Origin of the sequence: Oceanobacillus sp. Castelsardo, assembly GCF_001659985.1 — a bacterium.
Classification (GTDB): Bacteria; Bacillota; Bacilli; order Bacillales; family Amphibacillaceae; genus Oceanobacillus.
Genome location: NZ_LYCS01000001.1, coordinates 418,275 through 433,526, shown reverse-complemented (window position 1 = coordinate 433,526; position 15,252 = coordinate 418,275). Strand labels below are relative to the sequence as shown.

22 protein-coding genes are annotated in these 15,252 nt (G+C 33.0%); 14 read left to right on the top strand and 8 right to left on the bottom strand.

All coding sequences use genetic code 11. The annotated features are described in order from the left end of the window. Window positions 1–8: 8 nt before the first annotated feature. The 3 genes from A9178_RS19550 to A9178_RS02135 all read left to right on the top strand — a co-directional run bounded on the left by A9178_RS19550 (window position 9) and on the right by A9178_RS02135 (window position 2,649). Window positions 9–908 carry a peptidoglycan recognition protein family protein gene (locus A9178_RS19550; protein WP_082918060.1) on the top strand — a complete coding sequence of 300 codons (900 nt, stop codon included), beginning with the start codon at window positions 9–11 and terminating at the stop codon, window positions 906–908. A gap of 213 nt (window positions 909–1,121) precedes the next feature. Then, window positions 1,122–2,045, top strand: coding sequence for a Kiwa anti-phage protein KwaB-like domain-containing protein (locus A9178_RS02140; RefSeq protein ID WP_197482139.1), 924 nt, complete (start codon window positions 1,122–1,124; stop codon window positions 2,043–2,045). Between the two features lie 19 nt (window positions 2,046–2,064). After that, window positions 2,065–2,649, top strand: coding sequence for a hypothetical protein (locus tag A9178_RS02135; RefSeq protein WP_068672267.1), 585 nt, complete (start codon window positions 2,065–2,067; stop codon window positions 2,647–2,649). A 125-nt stretch (window positions 2,650–2,774) separates the two neighbouring features. On the opposite strand, the gene A9178_RS02130 is transcribed toward A9178_RS02135, so the two are convergent. Beyond that, the gene (locus tag A9178_RS02130) at window positions 2,775–3,128 is read right to left on the bottom strand and encodes a hypothetical protein (RefSeq protein ID WP_068672266.1); all 354 of its coding nucleotides are present in this window, start codon (window positions 3,126–3,128) and stop codon (window positions 2,775–2,777) included. Between the two features lie 154 nt (window positions 3,129–3,282). Here A9178_RS02130 and A9178_RS02125 point away from each other — a divergent pair, with 154 nt between their 5' ends. Then, window positions 3,283–3,492: a WYL domain-containing protein gene (locus A9178_RS02125; RefSeq protein WP_068672265.1), complete on the top strand. Its 210-nt coding sequence runs from the start codon at window positions 3,283–3,285 to the stop codon at window positions 3,490–3,492. A gap of 1 nt (window position 3,493) precedes the next feature. Next, window positions 3,494–3,817 carry a YolD-like family protein gene (locus tag A9178_RS02120; protein ID WP_068672264.1) on the top strand — a complete coding sequence of 108 codons (324 nt, stop codon included), beginning with the start codon at window positions 3,494–3,496 and terminating at the stop codon, window positions 3,815–3,817. Window positions 3,818–3,832: 15 nt separating this feature from the next. On the opposite strand, the gene A9178_RS02115 is transcribed toward A9178_RS02120, so the two are convergent. The 5 genes from A9178_RS02115 to A9178_RS02105 all read right to left on the bottom strand — a co-directional run bounded on the left by A9178_RS02115 (window position 3,833) and on the right by A9178_RS02105 (window position 7,159). Then, window positions 3,833–6,043, bottom strand: coding sequence for a type IV secretory system conjugative DNA transfer family protein (locus tag A9178_RS02115; RefSeq protein ID WP_068672263.1), 2,211 nt, complete (start codon window positions 6,041–6,043; stop codon window positions 3,833–3,835). Continuing rightward, complete coding sequence (locus A9178_RS19475) at window positions 6,044–6,178, bottom strand: hypothetical protein (protein ID WP_255376703.1); 135 nt, start codon at window positions 6,176–6,178, stop codon at window positions 6,044–6,046. Then, on the bottom strand, window positions 6,178–6,603 hold the full coding sequence (locus A9178_RS02110) for a hypothetical protein (protein WP_068672262.1): 426 nt from the start codon (window positions 6,601–6,603) through the stop codon (window positions 6,178–6,180). The genes A9178_RS19475 and A9178_RS02110 overlap by 1 nt, the downstream gene beginning before the upstream one ends. 108 nt (window positions 6,604–6,711) lie before the next feature. Continuing rightward, window positions 6,712–6,882 carry a hypothetical protein gene (locus A9178_RS18825; protein WP_156520674.1) on the bottom strand — a complete coding sequence of 57 codons (171 nt, stop codon included), beginning with the start codon at window positions 6,880–6,882 and terminating at the stop codon, window positions 6,712–6,714. 94 nt (window positions 6,883–6,976) lie between these two features. Further along, on the bottom strand, window positions 6,977–7,159 hold the full coding sequence (locus A9178_RS02105; RefSeq protein WP_068672261.1) for a helix-turn-helix domain-containing protein: 183 nt from the start codon (window positions 7,157–7,159) through the stop codon (window positions 6,977–6,979). A 203-nt stretch (window positions 7,160–7,362) separates the two neighbouring features. Between A9178_RS02105 and A9178_RS02100 the strand changes: the two genes are divergently transcribed. Next, window positions 7,363–7,548 (top strand): hypothetical protein, encoded by a 186-nt coding sequence (locus A9178_RS02100; RefSeq protein ID WP_068672260.1) that lies wholly within the window; start codon window positions 7,363–7,365, stop codon window positions 7,546–7,548. A gap of 281 nt (window positions 7,549–7,829) precedes the next feature. Here the strand turns inward: A9178_RS02100 and lexA are convergent, their stop codons facing one another. Next, window positions 7,830–8,453 (bottom strand): transcriptional repressor LexA, encoded by a 624-nt coding sequence (gene lexA, locus A9178_RS02095; protein ID WP_068672259.1) that lies wholly within the window; start codon window positions 8,451–8,453, stop codon window positions 7,830–7,832. Between the two features lie 272 nt (window positions 8,454–8,725). On the opposite strand from lexA, the gene A9178_RS02090 reads away from it, so the two are divergent. The 8 genes from A9178_RS02090 to A9178_RS02055 all read left to right on the top strand — a co-directional run bounded on the left by A9178_RS02090 (window position 8,726) and on the right by A9178_RS02055 (window position 14,752). After that, window positions 8,726–9,364 carry a YneB family resolvase-like protein gene (locus A9178_RS02090; RefSeq protein ID WP_068672258.1) on the top strand — a complete coding sequence of 213 codons (639 nt, stop codon included), beginning with the start codon at window positions 8,726–8,728 and terminating at the stop codon, window positions 9,362–9,364. A gap of 98 nt (window positions 9,365–9,462) precedes the next feature. Then, window positions 9,463–9,696 (top strand): DUF896 domain-containing protein, encoded by a 234-nt coding sequence (locus tag A9178_RS02085; RefSeq protein ID WP_068672257.1) that lies wholly within the window; start codon window positions 9,463–9,465, stop codon window positions 9,694–9,696. A gap of 113 nt (window positions 9,697–9,809) precedes the next feature. Then, window positions 9,810–11,810, top strand: a complete 2,001-nt coding sequence (gene tkt, locus A9178_RS02080) for a transketolase (RefSeq protein WP_068672256.1) — start codon at window positions 9,810–9,812, stop codon at window positions 11,808–11,810. A gap of 215 nt (window positions 11,811–12,025) precedes the next feature. Beyond that, complete coding sequence (gene sirA, locus A9178_RS02075) at window positions 12,026–12,484, top strand: sporulation inhibitor of replication protein SirA (protein WP_068672255.1); 459 nt, start codon at window positions 12,026–12,028, stop codon at window positions 12,482–12,484. Between the two features lie 44 nt (window positions 12,485–12,528). Then, window positions 12,529–12,753: a YneF family protein gene (locus tag A9178_RS02070; protein WP_047186125.1), complete on the top strand. Its 225-nt coding sequence runs from the start codon at window positions 12,529–12,531 to the stop codon at window positions 12,751–12,753. Window positions 12,754–12,990: 237 nt separating this feature from the next. Then, complete coding sequence (locus A9178_RS02065) at window positions 12,991–13,695, top strand: cytochrome c biogenesis CcdA family protein (RefSeq protein WP_068672254.1); 705 nt, start codon at window positions 12,991–12,993, stop codon at window positions 13,693–13,695. A 103-nt stretch (window positions 13,696–13,798) separates the two neighbouring features. Beyond that, window positions 13,799–14,227 (top strand): Na(+)/H(+) antiporter subunit B, encoded by a 429-nt coding sequence (locus A9178_RS02060; RefSeq protein WP_068672253.1) that lies wholly within the window; start codon window positions 13,799–13,801, stop codon window positions 14,225–14,227. Window positions 14,228–14,287: 60 nt separating this feature from the next. Further along, window positions 14,288–14,752: a CcdC family protein gene (locus A9178_RS02055; protein ID WP_068672252.1), complete on the top strand. Its 465-nt coding sequence runs from the start codon at window positions 14,288–14,290 to the stop codon at window positions 14,750–14,752. Window positions 14,753–14,763: 11 nt separating this feature from the next. Here the strand turns inward: A9178_RS02055 and A9178_RS02050 are convergent, their stop codons facing one another. Further along, window positions 14,764–15,243, bottom strand: a complete 480-nt coding sequence (locus A9178_RS02050; RefSeq protein ID WP_068672251.1) for a DUF2621 family protein — start codon at window positions 15,241–15,243, stop codon at window positions 14,764–14,766. Window positions 15,244–15,252: the final 9 nt, after the last annotated feature.

Genomic DNA, 15,252 nt, shown 5'->3' with positions numbered 1-15,252 from the left:
GTTAAATAATGGCTATTAATCCACGACAAAAAATGGTGAGTTCAAGTAAATATAACGTTAAGTGTCCTTATCAAATGACTGCCAAATATATTACATTTCATAATACGGCAAATGATGCTTCTGCAAACAATGAAATAAGTTATATGATTAACAACAATAATCAAGTATCCTACCACTTTGCGGTTGATGATAAAGAAGTGGTGCAAGGATTGCCGTTAAATCGCAATGGTTGGCATTGTGGAGATGGGGGAAGTGGAACGGGAAACCGACAATCAATCGGTGTAGAAGTTTGTTATTCTAAATCTGGCGGGGAGAAATACCGTAAAGCTGAAAAACTAGCAATTAAATTTATTGCTCAATTGTTACACGAAAGAGGTTGGGGCGTAGAACGTGTTAAAAAACATCAAGATTGGTCTGGGAAGTATTGTCCTCACCGTGTATTAGATGAAGGTCGTTGGAATGATGTAAAAAAAGCGATTGAGAGCGAATTGAATAGTCTCGAAGGCAATAAGTCTAAACCTATCCAAAAACCTGCTAGCAAGCCTAAACATAAACCACAAGCGACTTCTAAACAAAAAGCTAATTTAAGGGTCGATGGTAAATTAGGCAGTGCTACTATAAGAGCCTTACAAATAGCATTAGGTACTCCGGTAGATGGAAAGTTAAGTAATCAGTTGAAAAATGCAGTTACGTTAGCCCTCTATGGTGGTGTTACTTGGGGGCGTGGCGGTAGTTTAGTAATTAAAGCATTGCAGAAGAAAATTGGTGCCAAAGCAGACGGTTATTTAGGCCCTGATACGGTACGTGCTTTACAGAGTTACTTAGGTACTGTTGTAGATGGTAAACTGAGCAGACCATCATTAGTAATTAAAGAATTGCAAAGAAGGTTAAATAACGGTACGTTTTAAAATGAAATATATTCCTCTCTAACTGTAGATGGCTAGAGGGGAATAAGATAAAGACGGAAGTAAAGCAATATTGTTGATTAGAAACTATTAATATACCTTTCTTTCTATTCAAGGTATATCTAACTATGTTTTTGAAGAAAATAATAAACAAGCAGGAAAATAGTCCCTATTTGTCGAATACTAATTTAGAAAAAGATGAATAGGAGAGGTATTATGGAAGTGAATGAAGTTATTGATTTAATTGAAGAGAGAGATCCTGAAAACTCAAGCGTTAGATTATATTTTACTGATAAGAAACAATCGGGTAGGTGCGTGTCTTATTCGCCTAGTATTGATGCTGATTTGCAAGATAAAATGATTGGGATGGTATTAGATACATTGTATGATTATACGGAAACTCCTCAGATGCCATTTAGTCCAATTGGTAGTAAAGAAGGATATATTGAGACTTATTCAACGAGAGAAGTAGCAAGTTATAGAGAAGTTTATAAAAGTCTAGAAGAAGAAGTGGTACAAAGAAGGAGTCCGAAGGGACCGGAAGTCAGTAGACTGAACTTCTATTGCTTGAGAATTGATGTGGATGATGAAAATGGAGAAATTCTTATTTTTAGAAGACTAAATAAATTTAGTACCCTAACAAGGAAAGGCTTTATAGGTAAGTTTACAACAGGGGATTTTAATGAACTCGATGATGATCTTGTTGGAATTGATAAGAATATTGATTTAGTGGTATACAATAATGAAATATTAATAATTAACCACATCGGGTTAGAAAGAGTTTTTTCTATTAGTACTCAGTATCAAGAAAAAGCTATGGAAACATTAGAATTAGTGGAAGAATCGAATAGAATTGAGAATTTTGAAGCTTTCAAGGAAGACTGTCTAAATGATAAAAGGGTAACAAGAATTTTAACAAAGATTTTAATGGAAGAAGGACGTGTGGAGAAAGTATTTCAGAATTTCGAAAGAGTTATTCACGCTATAGAAATTTTCGAACTCTCAATTGACGTTATAGAGGAAAATTCTAAGCTAGTTTATGAAAATAAATCTCAGTTATTAGATTTTACTAGGGTAATCAGAGATTCGTTCTACAGAAGTATAATCGGAGAACGAGAAGGTGTAGACGATAGTTTATAGATTATAAGGAGGAGGAAAAATGATTACTGTTTTCTATAGAATAGGTTTATATATTTCTTCTTTTTTTCCTCTTTACATTTTGCTTTTTATTGACAATATAGAGTTTTGGATTAATAAGAGTGACTTATTTTCAATAATATTATTTAGAGATATAACAAAATCTTTATTTTTTGTTGTTATTATTATATTGATAACTATATCTATAGCATCAGTTATAGTATTAAAAAAATTACAACATAATGAAAGATATTCTTTTCAAGATATTAAAAGAACTGAAGATAATTTACTTAGTTATGTAGTAACTTATTTAGTTCCGATACTTTCAATTGATGTTAATGATATGAGTAGTTTGTTCGTTAATTTAGGATTATTTAGTTTGTTAGGTTTTATTTATGTTAAAAATAGCCTCGTTTACTTAAATCCGCTATTTTTATTTTTTCAGTTTAATATTTATATCGCTGAAGAACATAAAGTAATAATATCAAATTATAATATCAATGAATTAAAATTATTAGAAAAGGAAAGAGTTAATGTTAGAAAACTTAGTTACAATATATTTTTAATTCGCCGTGATGCCAATAAAAAACTAGATTTAGAAATATAACACGCTCATGAAAAGTGCTGTTTTTTTACTTCATTAATCTCATTTTTTTAATCCTTGATGTAAAAATTTATGGGGTATGGCAGGACAAAGGCTAGGTTTTTCACGCCTAGCCTTCAATTTTACTCTTAAACCAACCTCAACTTATTTATATCTTCCAATATTTTATCCAAGAAATAACTGAAAAAATACTTCTCACATTCATCCCAAGTATGATATGCCCACAAATAAATCCCTTTATCGTAAGATTGTTCTCTTCTTTGAAGATGATTTCTAAACGATACTTTATAAGTGATTGTTTGATTCGATATAAAAATGTACGCAGCCTCACTTTGATGGCTAATTTCCAACCAAACTTTATATTCGCCTCCAATCTTCCTTTTTAACCTATCAAATAATTTTCTTATCCTTGCTCTAAGTGAATCAATTACATAATATGGCGGAATTACATCCTTTCTCATTTTATAAGAACCAATCCACATTTTTATTCTCCTTTATAATATATTCTACCTACATTATTCTGCAAATAGTGCATAAGTCCTTTGTTGAAATTTATTAACCATATTTTACTATTGAAATAAAACAAGCGTTCGCATATAATAGGAACAAATGTTCTTTAAATAGGAGGTCTTTGGTGTGAAAGGTTTATTTCAGAGGTCTATCGATAATAAAGAAAAAATTATCATCTTTTATATGGATAGGGATAATAAGGTGACAGAGCGCTATATAAGAGTAATGAAGCTTCAGAATGATTATGCACTCGCTTATTGTTACTATCGAAAGAAGGTACGAACGTTTAAATTAGACAATATCCTTTCAGCTGGACAAACAAGAAAGGGTGCTTAAAATGAGTAATATTAACGATAGAGGAACCATTAAATGGACATCAATCATGATGCCTGAACAGATTAAAATGTTAAATGATTACTGGAAAACCACGGAATATAAACAGAAGCCTGTTCTTGATGAACAAGAGTTAGAAGAAATAGGGATGAAATTGCAAATGGCAATTCACAATGACTTGACTGTTGAGGTTAAATATTTTTCAGATCATGATTATAAATTGATAAAAGGTAAATTAAAGAAGATTGATGCTGTGGGTAACTTTTTGCAGTTTGATGATTATGCTAAAATAAAGTTAATGAATGTTTTAGATGTAAATATAGAATAGCCCCTAGCCGTTTGGTTAGGGGTTGTTTTTGCTTGGCGGGGGAGCCATTTTAGCTATAAAAGGTGTAACAACTTCGCCACCTGACCTTATTATATTGATAGCGTGAAATCTCTTTAATTTTAAAGCATTACTTACCGAAAACGGAGCTATTTCCTCGGCTAAATCTGTAAAAGTCTTTTTAGAAGATGGGTACAGGTGATAGTGCGGCCCAGCTGCCTTAATTATCTCAGCGAGATCACGTGGAATTTGCTCCCAGCTGTGGAACATCCAACAGTAAGCGTACTTCCAATATCTCGATTCAACAGCAGCGCTCTTCCACAACTTTGAACTTTTATTAAATTGGTGTGGTTCATCGAATACAATTTTATAAGGGAATCTGTCCTTTTCTTTCCTCAAAGTCATAGCTAAATCTAGTTTGGTAGATATAAGGCTGGCAATTATCTCGACACCTTCTTTTCCAAGTAAATCCTTTGGAACATCGATTATACATGCTTTCCTTTGACTTGTTATTTCAACTAGGTCAATTCCGTTTTCGCTTTCCATGCATTCATATAAATATTCGTCACCTAGTATAACGTCCAGCCTATTATAGATAGGGGATAATATTTGCGCTCGTTTGCCGTCACTCATTTCATTTAAATCATTAAGCGTGGATTTATGGATTGGATTTGTTACTTGTTCCATAACTTCGGTTCTATAGTCCTTATCTTCAAGAATCTTCAAGACTTCCGACAACTTTCCGGTTTGCATGGCCATGGTGGCAGCTCTTAAAAATCTACTTGTCTGTGCTCCTGTTTCGTCCGTTGTTGTATTAAAGAATGATAAAATAGTATTTGCTAATCTATTTTTCGCTTTAGAACTATGGTTTACTTCTCTCCAGTCTAAACTAATAGGAACCTCACCAAATTTAATTTTAATTATTTTATCTTCTGGGAGACCTATTTCTAATTCTCTTCTAATTTGACCATCTTTAGGGTCGATAGCTAGACCACCGAATCCATTTTTAACAGATTCAACCAATAAGTTACCCCCAAATCCAGCTGTTTTACCTGACCCCATGGATCCTATCACAATTTGTGGTAAGCACAATTCATCATGGTTATTCGTCGGCATGAAAACTTTATGTTTTTTACCCTTAAACGTCACTTCTCCTAAAGCTAATCCATCCTTTTTAATTCTTTCCGGTATATCCGTTTCCTTTCCTGTTACGGTCTCTATAATCGGATATTCATCTTGTAGATGTCTTTGTGGCAGCTTCATAAAATGCTTAATCTCTGGTGGTGTAAGTATTTGTCTTCTACCAAATATAAAAGGAATAGAAATATGACGATTTGTCACTTTATTGATAAACTTATTCATCCTATAAGGTTTAATAACCTTCTCTTTTAATTCATTATCTTGATTCAATTGCTTTAGTGCCAGGTTTAAACCTCTTGCTATCCTTCTTTTTCTTCTTTCGTTTTGCGATTGGACAATAAACCGTAGCGTAAAATCAAAACCAAAGTAAGTTGGTTTCATTTCTGTTGACTTATGAAATTCCTTTCTTATCCACCGTTTAGGAGGTTTTCTTTCAAATTCTTCTCGTTCTTTTTCCGCATCTTTATACCAATGCTCTTCAGCAGATTGTATGCCGAATTGGATAAATACTTTATCCATACCGTCCATAAAACGTGATATTTCCAATAGTTCTTCTAATGGTATCTGTTGCATCGTTTTATCTGTCTTTAACGATAGGAAGAAGGGGTATTTCAATTTATAACCATAAGCTAGACAATCTTTCTCTTTAAAATTTTCTTTTTGTTTTTTCTCTTGGAGGGTAACATTTTTCCATGTTACCTGGGCTTGTTGTTTGATGGTATCGTATATTTCGTCGTTAGTAGTGATAAATGTTTGGTAAGAATCCTTAGTAATAGCTGTTTCAAAAAATACACGGTCTGGGTCATTAATTTTTCCGCTTTTAAAACGTTCAAATAACTCCGTAAACGAATCTGCAAGAATATCTGAAAACTGCTCTACTTTGTCATTTTTGACATTAGAATGGGGGATGATTTGGAATGTTTTGTATGGTGAATGAATGGTTTTTTGATGAACTAATTTCAAAGGGACTTCCTTATTATTAACTTTCACTTTAAATGAAGGTTTAGGCTTATTAGGTAACTTTTTTAACGGCTGGGATGCATAAGGAAAATTAATTTTTAAAGTGGATCCATGCCATACCATTTCCAATTAAAACACCCCCATAATTGCTTTAAGACTTTCCATTATATTAATTAGTTTACTTTCCGAAGCTTCTACAGACTGATACAAGGCGTAAAATGTCCCGGCTATAAAACCAAAAATTAGTCCAGCAAAGAATCTCATTATTGACTCACTCCCGTTCTTACATTTTCAAACGCATCTGTTAATGCTTCGTTTAATAAGGTACCTACAATAGCCACTAACATTAGAAGGCTGGGAACAAGAAATACTCCAACTACTACGAATCCAGTGGTTTTTAGCGTTGTTTCTCCCCAACGTCTTCTAAATCCTAATAAGATAAATCCAGTCAACGCAAAGAGAATACCTAATCCTAAAGCAATATCTTGAAATACATGAGTCAACGGTCGCATACTTTCGTAAAAGCTTTCTGTTTCGGCGTGAGCTTTATTAGAAGCAAAGACTCCTGATGCAGTCCAAAGTGTGAGAGCAAACTTTTTTAGTTTATTAGATCGCTGAACAACAACCAATTCATCCGAATGGCCTTCATTCGTATCAAACCAATAATTACCATTTAATTTAACAATCATTTATAACCCTCCTATGCATAATTGCACAAAATTTCGTCCATATTAATAAAAAAGAGAGGTGATACCTGATGTTACCGTGGGTTCTTATCGCTGTAGGTGCAGTTCTTATTACTTATTCCCAACTTCCACTTTAATTTCTGATTTTCTTTTTAAGTCATTATAAATAAGTGATTTTGCATAACCAGAAAAATTCTTAATATCTTTAACAAATTCAAATAGCTTTTTATCACCGGGGTTATCTAAATTAAACGATATAGGCTTATTCTTCATCGTTGTCATTTCATTACCTCCCATGTCATGTTATTAAATGATATGGGATTACATTTTATTTTATGCACAAAATTTCGTCAAAAATGATAAAAAAATAGGCATCCTAATTCGGAGGCCATATATCATATACGGATTTATTTAATGCGTCTGCAATTAAATAAGCTTTATCCAATTGCGGCGCCGTACCTCTTATATAAGAAGTAATTGTATTTCTATGTACTCCAGTTTTATCGGAAAGCCATGCGATTGTCCGTCCGTCTAATAATTCTTTTAATCGGCATTCCATATTATCACCTCAATATGTAAATTCGCTTAAATGCTGTGCAATCCTGCATAACATATCATCTAATTACATCTAATTTTGCAATAAAAAAGCCCTTCATGTCGGAAGGGTATAGAGGTGCTATAAAAACTGTTTGCCTACACTACACAGTTTATGAGGGCGTGGGCGTAAATAGAACTAAATTCGTTAAAAAGGGAGGAAAAGTTATGTATTATTATTTTGCTTTAGGATTAATATCAGGTTTATTTTTCGGGTATATTTTGTGTATCTCTGTTAATATGGTAAAAAAGGGGATAAACATTAATTTACTTGGGTATGAATTAAAAATTCAAAAGAGTAATAAAATTGAAGTAGTTGAGCCTAAGAAAAAATATAGCAAACTACAACTATAGTATCAAAATAAAACTCCACCCCAAGTTTACCCCGTATTCACCCCATTATTTTTGATAGTAAATGAAAATATTAAATAAACAAAAATGAAATTTACAATTTTACTGTTGTTTATGATAGGTCTTGAAAAGTTAAAAAAACATAGTACAGAATTCGACTTCAAGTGCATCCTTGGGAAAGGGAACAATATATGTCTATATATTAATAAGATTAAAAAAGAGAATCCGCCGTCGATTCTCTTTTTTAATCTTAATTTAGTTTCTAAATTTATATTATTGGAGTCTTAGTGTACGTGTCGATATAGGCCGATAACCTTTCCTAGTATACTTACATTTTTATACAGTAAAGGTTCCATCGTTGCATTTTCAGGTTGTAATCGGATATGGTCTTTTTCTTTAAAGAATCGTTTTACGGTTGCTTCATTTTCCTCCGTCATTGCGACAACAATATCCCCATTATTAGCGGTACTTTGTTGTTTAACAATAACCATATCCTTGTCTAGAATACCAGCCTCTATCATACTTTCTCCATCAATAATAAGGACAAATAAATTATCATCAGGACTTGTAGTTGAGGATGGAAGTGGAATATATTCTTCTATATTTTCAACAGCTGTAATTGGTACCCCTGCTGTTACTTTCCCTATGACAGGTGCATAACGAGCTTCATCTTTTGGAATATTACTTTCTTCTGATTGATCTAAAATTTCAATTGCTCTAGGTTTAGTAGGGTCTCTTCTAATATACCCCTTGTTCTCTAACCTTTCTAAATGACCGTGAACTGTCGAACTAGATGCAAGTCCTACCGCTAAAGCTATTTCCCGAACGGAAGGTGGATAACCTTTTGTGTTTACTTCTTCTTTTATAAAATCGAGTATCATTTGTTGTCTATTAGAAAGTTTTGTCATCTATTACTCACCTCGCACATAACATTTAATATTGATAGTTTACCATTATTATCTAATTTAAGCAAACACTCGTTCGAATAATAGTTGACAAGACCATACGTTCGTGTGATAATGGATTTAACAAACGAACAAAGGTTCTGTTATTGGATAGGAGGACATTTTATGTTTGGAAATATTACGAAAACGGATCTTTTTTATTTAGTTTCATTTGGATTAACGTTAGGATTTGTATATGTTTCTATTATAATTAGTGCTTAGGTAGGTAGGAATCAATGAAAGCCATAATATATTGTCGTGTTAGTACAGATAAAATGACACAAGAAACGTCGCTTAGTCGTCAGAAAGATGAATTACTTAAATTAGCAGGTAGACATCAAATAGAAGTTATCGAGTGTATAGAGGAAAAGGCTAGTGGGTATGAAATTAATAGAGATGGAATTTTTGCGATGTTAGAATTTTTTTCTGAAGAGAAAGCGGATTGTTTATTGATACAGGATGAAACTAGACTTGGAAGAGGAAATACAAAAATTGCATTATTTCATCAATTACATAAGTTAAAAATACCTATTTATACTGCAATTCATGATGGGGAATTAGAATTGTCGGAATCAGATTCTATGGTTTTGCAAATAGTAGGTATTGTGGAGGAGTATCAAAGAAAAATTCATAATGCAAAGATAAAAAGAGGAATGAAAAGAGCAATTGAAAAAGGATATAACCCCTCTAGAAATCTATCAAATCAACATAAAGCAATTGGTAGGGAAAGGGTAGAGTTTCCGATTGAAGAAGTAGTCAGATTAAGGGGAAATAATTTAACCTTTGAAGAAATTACAAAAACACTAAATGGAATGGGTTTTGATGTATCAAAAGCAACTGTTCATAGAAGATACCAAGAGTACCATAATACTTGAATATGTTAATATGGAATAGTAAGATTTATGGCAAGAACTTAAAAAGATTGTTAAAAAAGGCTCTTGTCTTTATTTAAATAGAAGGGAAAACATTTTATATGCTTTCAAAAGAAAAATTAAATCGTATCAATGAATTAGCTAGAAAATCAAAGAGTGTAGGACTGACTGAGGAAGAAGTAAAAGAACAAAAGGAATTACGTGAAGATTATTTAAAAAACGTCAGAAGCTCTTTTAAAAATCATATGAAATCAATGACTGTAATCGATCCTAGAGGAAACGATGTAACTCCAAAGAGAGTTAGAGAATTACAAGAGAGAAATAGAAAAAATTAATAATTCGATAGTGTTACTAAGAATTTTTTTGTTTGAGAAATAAACTAACTTCGCTTGTGACATACTAATGTGGAATATGCTGAAGACTTATTCATGAGTGAAAGGAGTTAACTATTTTGTCAAACGTGGAAAACTTGTCAATTAACACGATTCGTACATTATCAATTGATGCAATAGAAAAGGCTAATTCTGGGCACCCTGGTTTACCTATGGGAGCAGCTCCAATGGCGTATACACTATGGACAGATTTTATGAATCATAATCCAAAGAATTCAAAATGGTTTAATCGTGATCGTTTTGTTTTGTCAGCGGGTCACGGTTCCATGCTTTTATATAGTATGCTTCATTTATCTGGCTATGAGGTTACTATAGAAGATCTAAAAGAATTTCGCCAATGGGATTCAAAAACACCCGGGCACCCTGAAGTTCATCATACAGACGGAGTAGAAGCAACAACAGGACCTTTAGGCCAAGGTATTGCAATGTCTGTAGGTATGGCGATGGCAGAAGCGCATTTAGCTAGTAAGTTTAATCAGGCAGACATTTCCATTGTGGATCATTATACTTATGCACTTATTAGTGATGGGGATTTAATGGAAGGCATTTCCCATGAAGCTGCCTCATTAGCTGGACATCTTAAATTAGGGAAACTGATAGCACTTTATGATTCCAATGATATCTCATTAGATGGTGATTTACATAAATCATTCTCTGATAACACGGAGCAACGTTTTAAAGCTTACGGCTGGCAAGTTCTTCGAGTGGAAGATGGAAATGACATTGAAGAAATTCGAAATGCAATAAAAGAAGCTCAAGCAAATACAGAACAACCTACTCTTATTGAGATAAGAACTGTAATTGGATACGGGTCACCTAATAAATCGGCATCAGCCGCTTCTCATGGAGCTCCTCTTGGAGTGGATGAGGTTAAATTAACAAAAGAATTTTACGAATGGGCCCATGATGATTTTCATGTGCCTGACGAAGTTTATGCTGATTTTTATGAGAAGATTGTTAAAAATGGCTCAAATAAAGAGGCGGAATGGAATGAATTATTAAGTTCGTATAAAGAAAAATATCCTGAATTAGCTAAGGAGTTAGAATTAGCTATAAATGATAAATTGCCAGATGGATGGGAAAGGAATCTCCCTGTATATGAAACGGGTTCTTCCCTTGCTTCTCGCGCATCATCAGGGGAAGTTTTAAATGCTATCTCAAAATCTGTTCCTAGCTTTTTTGGTGGAAGTGCGGATTTAGCAGGTTCAAATAAAACATACATGAATGATGAAGAAGATTTCTCAAGAGATAACTACGCTGGAAGAAATATTTGGTTCGGAGTACGTGAACATGCTATGGGGGCTGCCTTAAATGGAATGGCTTTGCACGGTGGTTTAAAAGTATATGGTGGTACTTTCTTCGTATTCAGTGATTACTTAAGGCCTTCTATTCGTCTCGCGTCCATCATGAATACGCCTGTTACTTATGTATTTACTCATGATTCCATTGCAGTTGGAGAGGATGGACCAACACATGAACCAATTGAGCAATTAGCAGCCTTGAGAGCAATGCCAGGATTATCTGTTATAAGACCCGCTGATGGAAATGAAGTGCAAGCGGCATGGCGTATAGCACTTGAATCAACTGACAGACCAACAGCACTTGTGCTTACAAGACAAAATTTGCCTACATTGGATGGTACGAAAGAAGCCGCATATGACGGTGTGAAAAAAGGAGCTTATATTGTAAGTAAAGCTGAAAAAGAAACTCCAGATGCGCTACTTCTTGCAACTGGTTCAGAAGTCTCGCTTGCTGTTGAAGCTCAAAAAACTCTTCAAGGAAAAGGTATTGATGTCTGTGTTGTAAGCATGCCATCATGGGACCGATTTAATGAACAAGATGAAGCTTATAAAAATAAAGTGATTCCTCCACAAGTAAAAAATCGTATTTCTATTGAAATGGCATCTTCGTTAGGTTGGCATAAATATGCTGGAGATCATGGTATTGTGTTAGCTATTGATAAATTTGGCGCCTCAGCACCCGGAGAAAAAGTGATTGAAGAGTATGGGTTTACAGTTGAAAATGTGGTGAAACAAGTAGAAGCACTTGTCAAATAATATAAGGAGATGGTTCTTAAGGATAAGAACCGTCTCTTTTAAAACTACCCATGCCAATCTAGTTTTATTTAAATAAGTATTGCATGGTCAATCCTCGTAAATAAAGTATTCCTCAATAAATTCGCCTCTCGACAAAACTAGTGATAGTTTGCATCTTAATGTGACACAATTCTTATCGCTTGATTCGTATAATGGAGTGAAAGGGAGGCATTAAGATGTATGATTACTCTATTTATTGGATTAAACAAGAAATAGCAAACCACTATTTCCATAAAAGTGATATATTGTACCGCTTCTTTGAAGAATATCATCACAATAAAAATCGTATAGATTTAAGAAAGCAATTTTTATATATTACTAAAAATATTGAAAAAGATACCATTATTTCTATATTAAAATATAACTTGAAAGATGATGTTCAAATTAAGCAAAATGGTTCTACTAGCGAAATATATGATAATGGACACTTTATTTCTTTACATATTGATAAAAAACAATTAAACTTTCGAAGTAGATCACTTCAAGATGCAGAAGAATTTTTATTCCCAGTATTACGACTAATCCACCCACTTTTTTTTGTTGTCGGACATCGTGATCAAAATTACGGTTGGATTTCTCCTATAAAATTTCCTAGAAATATTGATAGGAATCAAGTATTGTATTCTTGTCGTTGATTTAATATACTGTATAAGAGACAACACGAAGGAGGAAACTTATCATGGCTACTATATGGGTCGTACTAATTGCTATAGCAGCGTTAATAGCTGGTGTTGCTCTTGGTTTTTTCCTTGCAAGGAAATATATGATGGATTACTTGAAAAAGAATCCTCCGATTAATGAGCAAATGCTTCGTACCTTAATGATGCAGATGGGTCAAAAGCCATCACAGAAGAAAATTAATCAAATGATGCGTGCAATGAACAATCAAATGGATAAGAATTAATTAATAATTTTTAGATTTGATGATGTTTTTAGGTGTCAACGATCTTAACACTTTTAGATTTATTTGGTTAATTTCTAAGAAAACCACTCTTTCTTTTTAGCTAACTAGAAAGGGTGGTTTTTAATATGTATATATCGTTAGTGAATGCCATTCGAATGTATATTTCCTTGTTTTGTCATAATTGTCTGCCCAGGTATAGGGACAATTTGATAAAATAATATAAAGGAGGATTTTTCCATGTCAGAAATTAATGTTTTCCTTGCTTTTGGCGCAGGGTTCCTTTCGTTTATTTCACCATGTGTCTTACCCTTATTTCCTGTGTTTTTATCGTATATTACCGGAATGAGTGTAAGTGAAATTAATGATGAAAATAAAAAATTAAACAAGAAGGCATTTATTCATACAGTCTTTTTCTTACTTGGTTTTTCCAGTATTTTTATTATGATTGGTTTTACCTCAAGCTTTATTTCTGATTTTCTTTTAACGTATCAGAATATCATTAGACAAATAGGTGCTATTTTAATCATCTTTTTCGGGTTAGTAATTGTAGGAGTTTTAAATTTTAAATTTTTAATGCAAGATAAAAAAATAACTTTTAAAAATCGTCCGACTGGATTTTTTGGATCATTCATTATAGGGATGGCGTTTTCATTAGGTTGGACACCTTGTACTGGTCCGATATTAGCAATTGTCCTTTCACTTGCTGCAACAAATCCTAATATTGGATTAATTATGATGGTAGCTTACATATTAGGTTTTTCTATTCCATTTCTGTTTTTATCTTATTTTATTGGGAAACTTAATTGGATTAAAAAGCATAGTCAACGATTAATTAAAATTGGTGGTTATGTTATGATAGTTATTGGTATTGCGCTATTTTTTGACTGGATGACGAAATTTACAGCATTTTTAGCCGGATTCTTTGGCTTTTCGGGGTTTTAAAGGTTAATAACACGTGGTATAATTTATCACATCTGTATTAGATGTAACTATACTCCACTAAATGGTTCTATTAATTTTGAATACGTTTTAGAAGAGGTGTAAGATGCAACAAAATAATTTAATATTACGTACAACGACGACTTTAATTGCGTTTTTGTTATTAGGGTTTGCCATTTATCTGTTTTTTGCTGGTCATAACTCACCAGGCGGTGGATTTGTTGGTGGATTAATGACGTCGGGAGCTGTATTGTTACTTTATATGGCATATGGTATTGAGTCAGTAGATAAAATGCTTCCAATTAATTTCAGAATTCTAATTCCTATTGGATTAGCTACTGCACTTGCTACTGGAGCCGGATCATTTCTTTTTAATGTACCATTTTTAACACATACATTTGGATACTTTTATTTTCCGATTTTTGGGGAAGTAGAATTAGCAACAGCAATGCTTTTTGATTTAGGGGTTTATTTTACAGTAGTTGGATCTGTAATGACTACTATACTAACCATTGCAAATGATCAAAAAGTTTGAAATGTACCTACTTATTACTAAGAAAGCTTGTATATGAGAGCTTCGAGAGAGTGATGTTTTGTGTTTTGGTTGATTTCTAGCACTATTGTTTTTGCCGGAATGGCCGTATTTATGATTTTTATTCGATTAAAAGCTGCAAAAAAGCCAGCTTCTATTAAAAAAATTATTTTGCCCCCAATTATGATGAGTACAGGGGCTTGGATGTTTATCATTCCAGAATTTCGTGTGGAATGGCTGCAAGTATTGGAAGCTTTAAGTTTAGGAATTATTTGTTCGATATTTTTAATAAAAACTTCCAAGTTTGAAGTGAAAGATACTGAGGTGTATTTAATGCCATCCAAAGCTTTCCCATTTATTTTGTTTGGATTACTCATTGTAAGATTAGTTGTTAAACTAATAATAGGAAGTTATATTTCATTTGGGGAAACAACAGGAATGTTCTTCTTGTTAGCACTAGGGATGATTGTAACTTGGAGAATTGTGATGCTTTTCCAATTTTTGAAAATTAGAAGAAGTATAGTTTAAAAGCGACTAACTTATTTGTTAGTCGCTTCTTTCTTTTTATACTTTTCTTCCCAATTGTCAGCGTAGTTTTCTTTTGACAAATGAAATAGATATTCGTATGGGTTAACATCTATTTGTTTTTCATTTAGTTTTTTTCTTAAGAATTTGTGGTCACGCTTTGGAGTTGCTAGGATATATCCTTCTACTAAAATTTCTTGATCAATAATATCTTTCCCTTTTTTTAATGCAACTTCTCCAATTTTACTTGCGATACTCTGTTTTGCTACATCACGAAACAGTTCAGGAACAGGAGAGACTAACTCATTTAATAAATCTTTCTCTTCTTCATTCCACATATGTTTTGTTTGATTGAGATAATGTAATTCCCAATCCATCATCGATTTTCCATCTGCTTTTGGTATTTGTTTCAAAAATTTGCGGAACATAAAAAATCCACCTATAGCAAGAAGAGTAATAAGTAGAACACCCCAACCAACTAATAAAAATCCCATATTTTCACC